At 73.1% G+C, this 15,585-nt stretch carries 5 protein-coding genes (1 of these 5 running past the window's edge); 3 read left to right on the forward strand and 2 right to left on the reverse strand.

Features of this window, described 5'->3' with window-relative positions; genetic code table 11:
• From ACTXG6_RS17930 to ACTXG6_RS17940, 3 genes are all read left to right on the forward strand, one after another.
• Nucleotides 1–11,750: the 3' end of a hypothetical protein gene (locus ACTXG6_RS17930; protein ID WP_445188951.1), read on the forward strand. The gene continues 16,357 nt to the left of window position 1, outside the view; the window shows 11,750 of its 28,107 coding nt (coding positions 16,358–28,107); its start codon lies beyond the left edge, outside the window; its stop codon occupies nucleotides 11,748–11,750.
• A 31-nt stretch (nucleotides 11,751–11,781) separates the two neighbouring features.
• A complete protein-coding gene (locus ACTXG6_RS17935) occupies nucleotides 11,782–12,648 on the forward strand; it encodes a polysaccharide lyase family 7 protein (RefSeq protein WP_445188952.1) in 867 nt (288 codons plus the stop codon).
• A gap of 101 nt (nucleotides 12,649–12,749) precedes the next feature.
• Entirely contained in the window at nucleotides 12,750–13,436 is a 687-nt protein-coding gene (locus tag ACTXG6_RS17940) for a hypothetical protein (RefSeq protein WP_445188953.1), read from the forward strand.
• 111 nt (nucleotides 13,437–13,547) lie between these two features.
• On the opposite strand, the gene ACTXG6_RS17945 is transcribed toward ACTXG6_RS17940, so the two are convergent.
• Nucleotides 13,548–15,191 carry a solute symporter family protein gene (locus ACTXG6_RS17945; protein WP_445188954.1) on the reverse strand — a complete coding sequence of 548 codons (1,644 nt, stop codon included), beginning with the start codon at nucleotides 15,189–15,191 and terminating at the stop codon, nucleotides 13,548–13,550.
• Entirely contained in the window at nucleotides 15,188–15,541 is a 354-nt protein-coding gene (locus tag ACTXG6_RS17950; protein ID WP_445188955.1) for a DUF485 domain-containing protein, read from the reverse strand. Before ACTXG6_RS17950 ends, ACTXG6_RS17945 begins: the two co-directional genes overlap by 4 nt.
• Nucleotides 15,542–15,585 lie beyond the last annotated feature (44 nt).

Raw genomic sequence — 15,585 nt, forward strand, 5'->3', positions numbered from 1 at the left:
AGCAGCTGCGCCAGGTCCGTGCGGCGCTGGGATTGGCCCCGGGCAGCCAAACCGGGACCGCCGGTTCGCAGTCGGTCCACGTCGGGTCCGTGCTCGCGGTGCACCGGGTACTGAGCGTGCTGACCCGCCCCGAGGTGGGGCTGTCGGACGAGGCATGGCAGCGGCTGCTGGCGGACGTCATCGCCGGAAAGCTGGGGCGCTTCGACGCGGAGTGGCTGCTGCGCGCGGGGAACGGCGACTACCGCGGATCGAGCCTGGCGCCGGCCGAGCGGGAACAGTTGCGGGCCGCCCTGCAGCGCTACCGGGCCCTGCCGTACGACCAGCGCGGCCCGACCGCCGCCGAAGCGGCCCAACTCGGGCAGCTGGTCCGGGACTGGGTCACCGGGTCGGTGCCGCCGCGGGTGATCGACAGCCTGGTGCGACTGGAGCGGGCTTCCGAAGGCAAGGACAGCACCCTGTCGAAGGGTGAGCTGACCACCATCGAGCGCCTGGTGGCGACCGGTGCCCAGCAGCGGCGGATCGTGGGCTGGTGGGCGTTGGGTCGGTTCGCCAGGGAGCACAAGCTCGGCTGGGCGCCGTGGACCACATGGTCGGTCGGCAAGGCGTTGGACGAGCTGCGCGGCTCGGATCCGCCGGCCGCGGCGAACCCGTCCGACACCGGCACGACCCCCGCCCCCGCATCGAGCAGCTCGGCCTCCAGCGCCGGCTCGGGTGAGAACGGCCCGGCACCGGAGTCCTCGACAACCGTCACCAGCGGTCCTGGCAGCGGCGGCGGGGCGGCGGTCGGCGGTTTGGCCAAGGACGCCGAACGGGCGTTCCTGGACGCCCTGCCCGCACTGCTGGCCGTCGCCCGGGTCCAGGGCGGGGACGTCCAGCTGCCGTTCGCCCGGGGGCCGCCGGTGGTCCTGCTCGACAGCGAGCTCGCCACGATGGTGCTCGGCGAGCGGTGGGCTGACCTCCCTCACAGGTTGATCGCGTTCGGGTGGCGCCATCCGGTGCACGCGCCCGACGGCGTGGTCGTGATGTTCCTCGACACCTGGAACGACCTGATCACGCTGACCCGCCAGCGCGCGGTGACGGCCGAGTGGTGGCAGCACCTGGCCGAGCACGAGGCCGGGTTCCACCTCGGACACCCCGAGCTGGTCGCCGGGCGGACCCACACCGGTGACGAGTCCGACCTGGTCGCCGACCTGCCGTTGGCGGCCCGGATCAAGTTCGCCCTCGGCGCGGTACGGGGCGCGCGCATCACCGACCTGGCCGGACTGCTGGGAGTGAGCACCGCCGAGATCGTCGCCGCGGTCGACTCCTGGTCCGGGTTGGCGATCTCCGAGCGCGGTGTGGTCGCCGCCGTTCCGGCGGGCCAGTCGGCCCTGCCCCGGGACGCCATGCCCCGGAACACCGCTGCCGCGCCGAACTGGCGATCGCTGCTGCGCGAGGCGATGGGCTTCCGCAACCAGGACTCGATCTACCTGCCCGGCGAGCTGGCCGACGCCCACCGCGCCGGGGTGCGACCGGTCCAGGTCGGCACGCCCGAGGCGATGGAGCTGATGGCCGAGGGCGGTCTGCTCAAGTGGGTCGTCCGTGCGGACGGCAGCCTCTGGGTCGCCCGCCCGTTCGGCACCCGGCCGGACGGGGCGGCCGTGGAGATCACCCACGCGGTCGTCGGCGGCGGCGGCGAGGCGCTCGGCGCCGGTGAGGTGTGGTTCCTGCCCGACACCACCGACGGTGTCGGCATCAACGTGCTCAGCGGGCACTACCACGCCACCAACGACGCCGAGGACAACGCCGACGCACTGCGGATCGGTCGCGCCGCGTTCGCCCGCTACGGCGTCGGCATCGCGTTCGACTTCGTCTTCGACACCGACACCGACACCGGCACCGGCACTGGCTCGGGCGGGCCGCTGGCCTTCGGTGGCTTGGGCAACCAGGAGGTCAAGGACTTCCGATCGACCCTGCCGTTCCTGGTACCCAACGGCCGCCCACTGGGCGCGGACGAGCTGCCGTTCTCCGCTCGCGGTCCGCCGGTGCTCGTGCTCGACGCCGGGCGGGCCACCCCGTTCCTGGCCGAGGCCGGCCTGGCTGACCTGCCTGGGCGGTTGATCGCGTTCGGCTGGCGGCACCCGAGGTGGGCGCCCCAGGGCATCGTGGTGATGTTCGACAGCCGGGTGAGTGAGCTCGCCGCGCTGGCCCCGGTGCTGCCCGCCGGTTGGTGGCAGGGCGTGCTCGACCACGAGCTGGGGCACCTGGACGGCCGGTGGCACCAGTCCGACACCGCCCACGACCTCGACGCCGAGACGCTGTTGGAGGGGTTGCGGCAGGCCCTGGCGCGCACCGCGGTCCCGGGTGCGCCGTCGGGTTACCGGCCGGCGACGCGGACCGGGTTGGACCAGTGGCTCCCGGAGGAACTCGACGCGCTCGCCCGGCTTCCGCTGCCCGAAGCGGTCCGCGAGATCTGGCGCATCCAGGGCATGGACGGGCTGCCCGGCGTGGTGCGCCCGGCCGACCGGGCCCGCTTGACCGCATCCGGGTACCTGCCCTTCTACCGGGGCATCCGGGGCCGCGACGCGGCGAGCAGGGCGACGGAGTTCCGCACCGCGCCGGACCCGTTCGTCGGCTACGCCGGTGACCTGCGCGGCCACGGGCACAACTTCTCGACCGAACCGGTGACCGCCGAGCGCTATGCCGGCATCCGACCGGCCGGGGCCGACGCCGGGGTGGTGATCAACGCCTACCTGCATCCGGGTGCCCGGCGGATCGACTACCGCGACCTGGTGGTCGCCCAGCTGCGGGAAGAGGCATCGGTGCGGAACGGGAGCCCGGGGCTGGCCGGGCTGCTGGCCGACGCGGGCGCGTGGGCGGCGCTGCACGGCTACGACGTGGTGATCGGCCTGGGCGAGAGCACCCTGGCCGACCGCCACCACCTCGTACAGAACCGCGGCGCGGTGTCCGTCGAGGTGGCCCCCACCCCGGCTCCGGCGCCGGCCGCCGTGTCGTGGCTGCGCCGGATGTTCGGCGCACAGCGCGGGCGGATGCTCTCGTCGCTGCCGGCGCCGCTGGTGGGTGGTCACGCCGCCGGTTGGTTCGGCGACGCGGTGCACGCGGTCCTGACCGGTGGCCTTGTCGTCGCCGGTGTGGTGGTCGCGGCGCTGGTGGTGCGGGCCGGGGTGCGGATGGCCGCGCGGGCCTGGGGCAACCGAGGGCCCACGACGGCGACGATCGGGCACGCCGCGGGGCGCGTACTGGGCTGGGTGGCCAAGGGCGTGGGGGTCGCCGCGGTGGGCCTGGTGCTGATGGTCACCACACCGGGTACGGCTCTGGCCACCACCCCGGGCAGCGCGGCGACGGTGCACGGAGCCGAGGTGTCGATCTCGGCGTCGGTGCCGGCCGACTCCGGTGCGAGCACCGCCGGAGCGGACGCCGCGGGGCGCGGGTTCGCCGCGGTCGGCCATGACACCGTCGCCGACCTGATGCGGGCGCTCGGGGTCAGCTTCGCCGAGCTCAACGACGCCAACGGTGGCCGGTTCCACAGCCCCGACCAGCGCATCGGCGGGCACTGGGTGACCGCCCCGAAGTCCTGGTCCGGGGTGTGGCGCGCGCTGCCCGGCGACTCGCTGTGGCGGATCTTCAGACAGCGGTTCGACGACCCCGCCGGCTATCAGCGGGCAGTTGCCGCGCGGACCCAGCCGAACCTGCTGAACGTCGGTGAGCCCATCCGCGTTCAGCCGGCCCCCACACCCGACACCCCCGGCCAACCCGCTCAGCCGGGCCGGCCGGAGCAGCCCGGCCCCCACCAGCCGGGTACCACCACACCCACCCCCACGACTACACCGACGCCGACCACCACGCCGAAGCCGACGACCGGCCCGGCACCGACGACCGCACCGACGACCCCGCCGACGGCCCGGGGGCCGCCCTCGTCGGACGGGTCCTCCTTCTCCCAGTTCATGGAAGCCGTCGGCGAACTGTTCGTCGGCGGAGCCCTGGTGCTGTTCGTCGTGCGCACGGTGCGTGGGGTGTGGCGCGGCCGGAGCGCGGCCGCCGGGGCGTTGCGCGCGCTGCCGGGGGCGCTGCGCCGGGCACCGGGGCGGTTCGTCCGCGGCGTCCGAGGGCTGCCCCGCGCGCTGGGCGAGGCGCCCGAGCGGGTCGTCACGGGGTTGCGGGAGCGCGGTTGGGACTCCGCGATCCCGCGGGGACCGAAGCGGACGGTCCTCGACGTGGTGGCCGTGGCCGGCATCGGGGTCGGGATCGGCCTGGTCACGGTCGGGACCGTGGCAGCCGCGGTCGGTGGCGCGGTTGTGCTGGGCGGAGCTCTGGTACTGCGGGCCAGGACGCACTGGTTGACCGCGCCCACCTCGGGCACCCCGGCGCGCGCCAGCCCCGCGGCGCGACGGGTGATGCGCGCGGCCGCCGGTCTGCTGACCCTGGCCGGCGGCGTCGCACTCGCACACTTCCTCCCGGTCTGGATCGCGGCGGCCGGGACCTGGGCGGTGGCCAACCCGGACAAGATCCGCAGCCTGGTAGCGGCACTCGCGGTGAGCGCTGCCATCAACTACCGCACCGTGTGGCTGCGCCGCACCACGAACGCCGAGAAGGGACAGTTCACCCGGCCGGTGTTCGACGCGCTGTGGTCCGCGGGGGGCGCGTTGCTGGTCACCGTGTCGTTCACCCTGATCAAGGCGATCCCGGCGGTGGGGGACCTGGCCGACGTGAACGTGTGGTTCGCCGCCGGGGTGGGCGCGGCGGCCGGGTTGCTCGGCTCGGCGATCCAGCGGCGGACCGCGGGCGGGCAGCGCACCTGGAACGGGGTGCTGGCGGCGGTCAACGCCATCCCCACCACCGTGGTGATGGCTGCGCTGTCCACCAGTTCGGCGCCCGCCTCGTGGGGCGCCTACATCTCGGTCGGCGTCGCCGCGACGCTGCTGGTGGCACCGAGCACGCTGATCACCGACTGGACGGTGTGGCAGGTGGGCCGGGGGCTGGGCTGGCTCAGCGACAGGAGACTGCGGAAGCTGGACGAGAAGGGGGAGAAGCCGGCGACCCTGAAGCACAACGCGAAGATCAAGAAGGAGAACGAGAAGGCAGCCGACCTGAAGCGGTGGGGACCGCCGGACTACCGGACTGTGCTGCACAAGATGCCGGACGCGATCTTGGGTGCGCTGTTCACCTACCTGATCGTCCGCCCGCTGGTCGGTGTGCCGGAGACCTGGCCGGTCACCGCGGCCAGGGTCGTGGTCGTGGTCGGTCTGCTCGCGGTGTCCTGGCGTCACCGCAACGTCTGGGACGCCGCCGCCAAGCTGCTCGGCTACTCCAGCGACCGGACGCTGACCCCGAGGGGGCGCCCGCTGCTGCCGATCGCCCGGGTGCGCCAGCGGATCGGCCCGGTCGAACGGCAGGCCCAGGCGATGCTCGAGGAGCTGACGGGCGAACAGCTCGCCGACGGGCACCCGCTGGACGACGCGACGGCCGAGCAGGTCGCCGAGGAGCTGGTCGCGGCCTTCGTGATCGAGCCGGCGGTCCCGGGCAGCCTGTCGCGGCTGCTCAAGGAGCCGGCGCTGCGCGAGCTGGCGCGGAAGACCATCGACGAGTACCTGAAGCGCCACCGGGAGCAGCAGCGGCTCAACGGCCTCGTCCTGTTGCTGATGGCCAGCAACCGGCACGCCTTCCTGGGCGCCGCGCAGCGCGCCGAGGGACGGGCCGGGCGGGTGCTCGCCTTCCAGCACAAGGTCTTCGAGGTGCTGCTGCGCACGGACAACCTGGAGAAGCTGCGGCTGCCCACGGACAGCGCCCAGCTGTTGCGCGGCGAGGTGGAGAACCTGCTGCGCGACGCGCTGGACAACGACAAGAAGGAGCGAAAGAAGTACCTGACCAACCACCTCGTCCCGTTGCGCCACGCCAGCCGGGACCGCTTCCTGCACGGGTCACCTGAAGACCAGAAGCTGCTCAAGGCCCAGGAGCAGCTGTTGATCGCCGAAGGCCAGCTGTTGCGCCAGCAGCAGCGCAAGGTCGACCACCGGGGTCCCGTCGCCGCCCGCGACTTCCTCACCGACCGCCGCCGCGGCATCCTGCGGGCCATCGTGCGGGAGCAGGCGCGGCTGCGCGCGCTGCGGGAGACGGCGTCCCCGGTCCCGTCGGAGATCGCGAAGCTGGAGGAGCTCATCACCGGCCTGCGGCGCATCGACACCGCGCTGCGCTACACGCTGGCCTCCGTCGCGTTGGCCGACGAGGTGGAGCTGCACCGCAACGAGCGGACGAAGTGGATCAGGGCGTTGGGTGCGGCGGTGTCGAGCGGAACCCCGATGGACCGCGGCTCGGCACTCGGCCTGCTGCTCCACATCACCGGCAGCGACACCCCGATCACCGTGGCCGACGCCGCCACCTGGAGCGGCCGGCCCGAGGATGAGGTGCGTACCCAGCTGGAGCAGCTGGTTGGCCTCGGTGCGCTGGGCCGCGACGAGGCTGGGGTTGGCTACAGCGCGGAGGACCGGCTGCTGCAGGCGTGGCGCGGCACCGACCCGATGCTGCGGCACGCGCTGCGGACCAACCCGACGGTCCTGCCGGTCGGCCGTGAGCTGGAGCCGCTCACCCGGACCGACCTGGACATGGGTCGGACACCCGACGAGGCACGGCTGGCCTACGCCCGGCTGCTGGAGATTCTGGCCGGCCTCGAGCGGGTCGTGCTGCGCCACCACTCGCTGGGTCTGGTCGACGACCTGATGCAACGCTGGAACCGGCGCTGGGCCGCCGACTACGAGGCGACCCGACCGCTGGGCCGGGTCAGCGACACCCCTCAGACCACTCCGGTCGGGAGTGCGCACGGCACCGGCGCGGGCACCGCGGGAGCATCGGGGGCCGGGTCGGCGCCGGCGAGGAGCCAGCGGGCACAGGTCCGGGAGCTGCGCAACGAGCTGCGCGCGCTGATCGCCGAGGCCAGGGCGGCGGAGGCGGCGTCGCGGCGCTCCGAACCGGCCGCGCAGCGCCCGCGCGGTGGCGTCGACCCGGATCCCGCGCCCACCACCGGCCCGCGGCCGGGCCGGCTGGACCAGGAGTCTGACGCCCAACGCCAGGCGCGGCTGGAGCACTACGCCAGGTGGAGCGAGTGGGAGCAGGTGTACCGGCGGCTGAATGAGCTGGTCACCCGGATCCGCAAGCAGGACTACGACACCCCGGCGGCGCTCCCGCCGATGATCAGCCGCCAGCTGGCCAAGGCGGACAGGTTGCTCGCGGTCGGTCCGGGGACCGCGGGACCCGGGGTCCCCGCCCAGATCAGGATCAGCTGGGCGCTCCGCGCGGTGCGCGAGGCCGACCACGTCCTAGCGGAGGCCCAGACCCGGTTGGGCGCCAACCCGGACAGCCCCGAGGTGCGCGCCCACTATGCCGACGCGCTGGCCCAGGCGAACGTCGCGCTGGCCATGGTCTACGACGCCACGGTCGCCGCGACCCAGGAACAGATCACCAACGCCTTCCTGCCCCGCCGTCACCTCGACAAGGCCCGGGGCGTGATGGCGAGGCTGCTGCAACGCGACCGGGAACACCTGCTCGCCGAGCCCACCGGCGCACCGCCGGCGGAGCGCGGCAGCCGGGTCAGCCGCGGCACGGCGGAAACGCGCGAGGGCGAGGATGAGCGCGGTGCGGGGTCGGCGCCGTTCGTGCTGAGGGCGGCGGGACCCGACCGCCAGGTGGCCGCCGGGCTCAGCGATGCCGGCGGCCGGCCCCAGGAGGACGGCGTCGAGGCGCACTACGACCCGGCCACCGGTGAGCTGACCGTCGTGCTCGGTGACGGCGTCGCGGGTTCGCACTCCAACCGGGCGTCCCGGGCGGCGGTGAAGGCCGCAATGGATCACCTGCTGGAGATGCTCGTCCATACCTCCTACACCGGACGCCACGAACTGGCCCATGCCCACGCCCTTGCCTGGGCCCGGTTGGCAGCGCTGCAGGAAAGGCTCGCCGGCGCCTACTCCCAGCCCGCCACCACCACTCTGACCCTGTCGGTGAGACCCGACGCGGGGACCGACACCACCACCGTGACCGGCGCCGGGCTGGGCGACACCGTGCTGTTCTGGCTGCCCGAGCGGCGCACCGGCGGCGCGCCCCGGCGGCTCAATGGCGTGCACCTGGACGCCGACGGCCGGCTGACCACCTGGCTGGGCGTGGATGGCCCGCACACCGCGGCGCAGACGTTCCAGGAAACGTTCGGCACCCCGGGCGTGCTGGTGGCGGCGACCGACGGCTTCTACACCCCCTTCGGCTCAGGCGGCGCCGACCCGGCCGAGCAGCTCTGGTCGTTCAGCCAGCGACTCGACCGCGGTGACCCGGAGGCGATGGCCCGGCGGCTGACGCAGGAGGCGAGGGCGCGCGGCGGCGAGGACAACATGACCGTCGTGGTGATCCCGGTGAACCCCGAGACCGGAGCGAGCCCGACCGCGCGCGGGCCCCTTGCGGGTCTGCTCGGGCGGGCCCGCGGCGCTCTGGCCGGTCTGCGGCGGGGCTGGTCCGGTGGTTTCGGTCGCCGGGGCACCCGGGGGGACACCGGCGGCCACCGCGCCGGGCCGGTCGCCGAAGGCGGGGTGACTGACGACGAGCTGGCCGCGTTCGTCGGGGTCGCGCCCCAGCTGTTCGCGCTGGGGCGGCCGTTGCGGACCGGTGAGCTGCCGTTCTCCGGGCGGGGCCCACCGTGGCGGGTCGTGGACGCCGCGCTGGCCCGCCCGTTGCTGGCGGAGGCCGGACTGGGCCGGCTGCCGGCGACGATGGTCGCGTTCGCGGTGCCGGTGCCCGGTGTGGGCGATGTGGTGTTCGTGTTCGAGCACACCGTGGCCGCGCTCGCCGAGCTGGCACCGGCGCTGCCGGCGGACTTCTTCACCCGGCTCGAGGCGCACGAGCGGCAGCACCTGGGCGGCCCGTGGGCCGGCGCGGAACACGACGACGACGCTGCCTGGGTGCTGGACGCCCTACACAGGGCCCGGTCCGCCGCCGACATCGCCACGTCCGGGACCCGACTGCCGCCGGGTGGGCTGCGCAAGCCGCACGGCGGCGCCCAGGAACAGTGGTGGATCGGCGGCCTGATGACCGGCGAGCCGATGACCGCCGCCGACCACCGGATGCTCGCCGACCGGCTGGCGCGGCGACTGGACCAGACGATCCCGCCGGACACATTCACCGGGCAGGCCGCGCTGCTGCGGGAGATGGTGCTGATCACCATCCGGCTGCTGGGCGGGCAACCGGTCGACCCGAGGTGGCGGGTAGGCCCATTCGAGCTGAACTGGCTGGACCAGGCCGCCTCGGTCTGGCTCGCCGACCCGCTGCTCGGGTTGGCCCCGACCGCGGGGCACACCAGCTCCGACCGGGTGACGCGGATCTACGCCACCGACGAGCTCGGCGCGCTGCACGAGCTGATCAAGGCCGAGCTGGCCCCGACCGCAGGGTTCAGTCCGGCGCAGGCGCACGTCATCGCGGTGCTGGCCGAGCGCCTGGTCGACGGGTGGGAACACTCCGGGGAGCCCTGGAAGCGCCGACCCGGCTGGTTGACCTCCCGGGCGCGCACCGAGCTGGCCCGGCTGGCCACGCGCAACCCGTCGGCCCGGGTGCTGCTGGTCTGGGACTACGAGCGGACCCGAACCGAGATCGACGCCAACTTCGCCGGGCAACCGGAGTGGCGGGAGCTGGTACGTCGCTACGCCGCCGAGTTCCATGACGCGGCCCGCGAATACGCGGGGGTGCCCACGCTGGGCAACCGGGAGCTGCACGCGGAGTACGACAACGCGCTGGCCGGGCTGCGCCAGCTGGTATCCGGCGACCCGGACCTGACCCGGGGGCAACGGCGAGCCCTGCTGGCGGCGCTGCGCCGGCGGGCCCGAGCCGAAGGCGGGCCGCACCGGTGGGCGATCGAGACCGAGCTGCGACACCTGCGGGCCCAGACCGAGCGGGCCGGGATCTGGCCGACCGACTCCGAGCTGGTCTACCTCGCCCTGCGCAACGTGACCTGGGCGCGGCACACCGACGCCCCGGCGCTGCGGCAGCTCCGCTGGTCGGCCACCGACATCCTGATCGGCACCGCATCCCCGGAGCTGGGTCCGCTGCTGCGGCCCGAACCACCGGCCAGCTCGACGCTGGTGCGCCTCGACCCGGGGCAGGCCACGACGCGGGACACCGGCGCCGGCGGCGCGGTGGCGATCGGTGGCCTGACCGAGGGGCAGCGGCGACTGCTGTTGCGGGTGCTGCCGTGGTTGGCGCCGCACCTGCGGCCGTTGGCTGAGCTGACCGACCTGATGCCACGCGCGCCGCCGGGTGCCCCACCGGCGTGGGTACTGGACCTGGCGGCTGATCAGGTCACGGCGGTGCTGGTCACCGCCTCGGCCGCGGCCGAGGCTCCGTTGACCGTGCGCGAGCTGGCCCAGGTGAGCGACATCCTGGCGCGCTTGGTGATGTTCGGCTGGCGGGACGGCTCTCCGGCGGTGGCCCGGGTGGTACCCGAGGCCGCCGGCGGCGTCGCGGTGCTGACCCGCCCGATGCTCACCGAGCTGCTGCGGCACCGGGCCGAGGGCAGGATCACCCGGGCCGAGCTGGCGACGTGGTGGACCGGGTTGCTGGGCCACGAACAGGATCTCCACCTCGCCCGCGACGAGCACACCGGGCCCCGCCACGATGCACACGCGGCCCCGCTGTCCCAGGTGGTGCTGGTGGCCCGACTGCGCGCCGCGGCCGCACGACTGGCTACCCACCCGGTGCTCGGCGCGCTCGGCGCCGACCCGCTGCCGGCCGGGGCCCCGCCGGTCGCGCCCGCCGCGTCCTACGGCGAGTACTTCGGCAACCCGGACTTCCGCGCCTCGGCGGACGACCGGCGCCGTTACCTGGCCGCCCCGCCCGTCACCGCGTACCAGGACGCGGCGGTGCACCGCACACTCGACCGGCTACGGGGCGAAGGCGGACTCGCGGCCAGGATCCCGGTCGCCGACCTGCACGCGGTGCTCGTGTACCTGACCGCGACGTTCCGTGAACCCAACGCGGCACTGCGTTCCGGGCGCGGCGAGGACATTGCCCGCTACGAGACCTTCATCCGGGTCGCGGTGTCCGGGTTCAACCAGCTGCGGGCCGTGACAGGCGCGAGGACCTACCGAGGCATCTGGCTCGGGCGGGACGACATCGCGCGGCTACCGGACACCCACCCGGTCGGCGGCCTGGTGGTCGACGCCGGTCTGGTCAGCACCGAACTGCCGGACGAGCAGCCGCGCGGCACCGACCCCACCACGGCGCTGCGTACCCAGTACTACGCCGACAGCCCGGTCACCATCGAGGTGCTGTCCCGGACCGGGCGGGACTCCTGGTGGTTGGCCCGCCGTTTCGGCGGCGGCCGGTTCCAGGAGCTCACCTTCATCCCCGGGTCCACCTTCCTCGTGCGCGACCTGCGGATCACCCACACCGAGACCGGCCAGCTCACCGCCCACCTGGTCTGGGAGGACGTGAGCCACCTGCGTCCACCGGGTGCGGAGACACTCGCCGACCTGCACGCCCGGTTGGTCGCCGCCCGTGCCGAGCTGCTCGAACTGGCCACCGCCGACGCCACCGACCCGTCCCTGCCGGCACGGGCACAACGCGCACTGGAACGGGCCGCGAGCCTGCCGGGCCTGCCCGGCGACGACATCCCGGGTGAGGCGACTCAGGCCTGCGCGAACTGCGGCGGCACCCTGGCCCCGGGCGAACGGTTCTGCGAAGCCTGTGGCACCCCGCTCGGGGCCCCGATGGACAGTCCGTGGTGACGCTGGGTGTCCGCGCTAGCGTGGCGCGGTGATGCGGCGCGGAATCCCGTACAAGCTCGCGGCTCTGCTCAGACGCCGCGGCGAGACGATCGCCGTGACCTGCGTCGTGCTGCTCGTGGCCGGCCTGGGGATCGGTCTGCTCGTCTCGTCCCTGGTGCACCGGCAGCCGCCGTCGGGCCCGCCACCGGCCGCCAGCGCCGCACCGCCGGCAACTCCGCCCAGCGCGGCGGTCAGCCTCGCCGGTTGGAAGCTCAGCGTTCCCGAGGCGAACGACAACGGTGACGCGACAACCATCCAACCGGCGGTCCTCAAGGCGCCCTGGCTGAGCGCAACGCCGGACGGTGGGCTGATGTTCTGGGCGCCCGCGTCCGGGGCGACCACCAAGAACTCCGAGAATCCGCGCACCGAGCTGGACAGTCTCACCAACTTCGCCGCCGGCACCGGCCCGCACACCCTGGCCGCCTCGGTGACGCTGCTGCAGGTGCCCCAGGACGGCGGCGGCATCATCCTGGGCCAGATCCACGGGGCCGGCGACATCAGCTCGGTGCCCTACGTGATGCTGCGGTTCCAGGATGGACAGGTCAAGGTCGTCGTCAAACAGGTCAAGGACGGCAACGCGCACGTCAACTACCCGCTGCTGGACAACGTGGGGCTCAACAGCCGGTTCGATTTCACCATCACCGATCTGGGCAACGGCAGCCTCGCGTTCTCCGCGTCCCACGACGGCGACACGCGACAGGTCGAGGCGCCGGTCCCGGCTCAGTTCAAGGGCCAGACCGTGCGGTTCCAGGCCGGGGACTACCAACAGGCCGACAGCCCGGGCGGAGCCCAGGACGGCGGGCGGGTCATCTTCCACCAACTCGCCGAACAGTCCACCGCCCCCGCACCGCCGGGGTAGACCCTGTCCCGGCCCGGGGTCGGAGATCGGGTCGGACCGCCGCCCGGGGGCGTATGGTCCAGCACCAGAGTGGATCTCCGAGTGGATGACGGGGTAAGAGAATGGCGGAAGCCACCGAACCACGGTCCGCGCCGGCCGCCGGTCACTCCGACGTGGACCTGGCCGACTTCTGGGCGGCGAGGACACTGCGGTCGCACCTGGCGCGCTCGGTCGTGGTGCTCACGGTCGCCGTCGTCTTCCTGACCTTCTGGATGATCGGGCTCACCTCGAGCCTGCTCGGGGGGCTGTCCTCGGTCGGCCTCCAGGCACTCGTGCTCCCGGCCGACATCTCCTCGATGTTGGCGTTGGTCGGCCTCGGCGGCTTCATGATCTTCCTGTTGACCTGGATCGCCAGCCTGTTCGCGCCCGTCCGGGAGGCCGTGGCCGAGAGCAACGTGCTGCTCGAGGACTCGGCCGGCCGGGGCACCTCGGTGTTCGAGGCGATCCGGGCCACCGTCACGCCCCGCTGCCCGCCGTTCACCCTCGAGGTGGACGAGCTGGGGAGTCACCCCTCGTTGTTCGTGAGCAACGGGCGGGAGTGGGCCGTGGTCGTCGTCCAGGAGATCGGCCCGGACCTGCACGTCAGTTGGACGATGTGGCGCAACCGCTCGACGATGGCGCTGGTGGGGCGCATCCTGGGCGAGATGTTCAACGGTGCGCGGCCGGACGACCCCGAGCTGCTCCGCGCCAGCTCGTGCGCCGCGCTGGGCCAGCTCCTGCACGCCGCGACCAGGCGCGCCACGGCCTGACCGCGTCACGGCCTGACCACGCTCCGGGCTGACCGCGCCACGGGCTGACCGCGTCACGGCGCCCGCCTCCGACCTCGCCGCTGGCCGAGGAGGTCGGAGGCAGACACCGGCTCAGTGCGCGGTGGCCTTCTCCGCGCCGACACCGGTCAGCGACCTGACCTCCATCTCGGCGAACTTGCCCGGGTTGCCCTTGTCCTTGCTCAGGACCGTGCCGAGGTAGCCGAGTAGGAACGACAGCGGGATCGAGACGAGGCCGGGGTTGTCCAGCGGGAACCAGCTGAAGTCGACGCCCTGCAACATCGACGGGCTGCGGCCGGTCGCCGCGTCCACCGCCTTGCCCGACACCACCGGCGAGAAGATGATCAGCACCACGGTGATCCCGAGCCCGCCGTAGATGCTCCACAGCGCGCCGGCGGTGTTGAACCGCTTCCAGAACAGCGAGTAGAGGATCGTCGGCAGGTTCGCCGAGGCGGCCACCGCGAAGGCCAACGCCACCAGGAACGCGATGTTCTGCCCGTTGGCGAGGATCCCGCCGAAGATCGCAACGATCCCGATCACGACAGCGGTGATCCGGGCGACCTTGACCTCCTCGTCCTTGCCGTCGACCTTCCCGCGTTTGATCACGTTGGCGTAGATGTCGTGGGCGAACGACGCCGACGCGGTGATCGTGAGCCCGGCGACCACAGCCAGGATCGTCGCGAACGCCACCGCCGCGATGACCCCCAGCAGCAGCGTCCCACCCAGCTCGTAGGCGAGCAGCGGCGCGGCCGAGTTCGCCCCACCCGGCGCCTTCTTGATCTCGTCGGGGCCGACGAGCGCACCCGCGCCGTAGCCGAGCACGAGGGTGAACAGGTAGAACAGGCCGATCAGGCCGATCGCCCAGACCACCGACTTGCGGGCCTCCTTGGCGGTGGGGACGGTGTAGAAGCGCATCAGGACGTGGGGGAGCCCCGCCGTGCCGAGGACCAGTGCGAGGGCGAGGGAGACGAAGTCGAGCCGGGTCAACCCACTCTTGCCGTACTGCTTGCCGGGGTTGAGCAGCGCCTCGCCCGCCTTGCCGCCGTGCGCGACCGCGTCGCCGAGCAGGGCGGAGAGGTTGAAGCCGTACAGCGCGAGCACCCAGAGCGTCATGACGCCGGCCCCTACGATGAGCAGGACAGCCTTGATGATCTGCACCCAGCTGGTGCCGCGCATGCCGCCGATGAGCACGTAGGCGATCATCACCGCGCCCACGATCGCGATCACCGCGGCCTGGCCGGTCTTGTTGGTGATGTTGAGCAGCAGCGCGATGAGACCGCCGGCGCCGGCCATCTGGGCGAGCAGGTAGAAGAACGACACGGTGAGCGTGGAGGTCGCCGCGGCGGCCCGGACCGGGCGCTGCCGCATCCGGAACGCGAGCACGTCGCCCATCGTGTACTTGCCGGTGTTCCGCAGCAGCTCGGCGACGAGCAGCAGCGCGACCAGCCAGGCGACCAGGAAGCCGACGGAGTAGAGGAAACCGTCGTACCCGTTGAGCGCGATGGCGCCCGCGATGCCGAGGAACGAGGCCGCCGAGAGGTAGTCGCCGGAGATCGCGATGCCGTTCTGCTGGCCGGTGAAGCCACCGCCCGCCGTGTAGAAGTCGGACGCGCCGCGGGTCGCGCGCCTGCTGACCCGCACCACGATCACCAGCGTGATGATCACGAAGACGCCGAAGATGCCGATGTTGAGCAGTGGGTTGCTGCCCTCCACGCCGGCGGCGGCCAGAACCGTCATGCCTGCTCCCCTTCGAGCTTGTCGCGGAGCTCGCCGGCCAGCGGGTCGAGCCTGCGGTTGGCGTAGCGGACGTACCAGGCGGTGATCCCGAAGGTGGACACGAACTGCAGCAGCCCGAACACCAGGCCGACGTTCACGTTGCCGAAGAGCTTGATCGACATCACCGAGGGGGCGTAGCTGCCCATCAGCACGTAGAGCAGGTACCAGGTCAGGAACAGCCCGGCGACCGGGAAGACGAAGGTGCGCAGCCTCCGCCGTAACTCCTGGAACTCGGGGGCCGCCTGGACCGCCTCCCAGTCCTGTGCTCCCATCGGTGGCCCACCCGACGACGCGGATTCTGTGGTGCTCACGGTGCCTCCTTGCACTCGCCCGTGCCCTTGGGTAGGACAGCAAA

The sequence above is a fragment of the Pseudonocardia sp. Cha107L01 genome (assembly GCF_052566575.1).

Excerpts from the sequence above, each read along its gene's own strand:
- ACTXG6_RS17940 (WP_445188953.1), top strand. The coding sequence starts at position 12,750 with ATGGCGGAAGCCACCGAACCACGGTCCGCGCCGGCCGCCGGTCACTCC.
- ACTXG6_RS17935 (WP_445188952.1), top strand. The coding sequence starts at position 11,782 with ATGCGGCGCGGAATCCCGTACAAGCTCGCGGCTCTGCTCAGACGCCGC.
- ACTXG6_RS17945 (WP_445188954.1), bottom strand. The coding sequence starts at position 15,191 with ATGACGGTTCTGGCCGCCGCCGGCGTGGAGGGCAGCAACCCACTGCTC.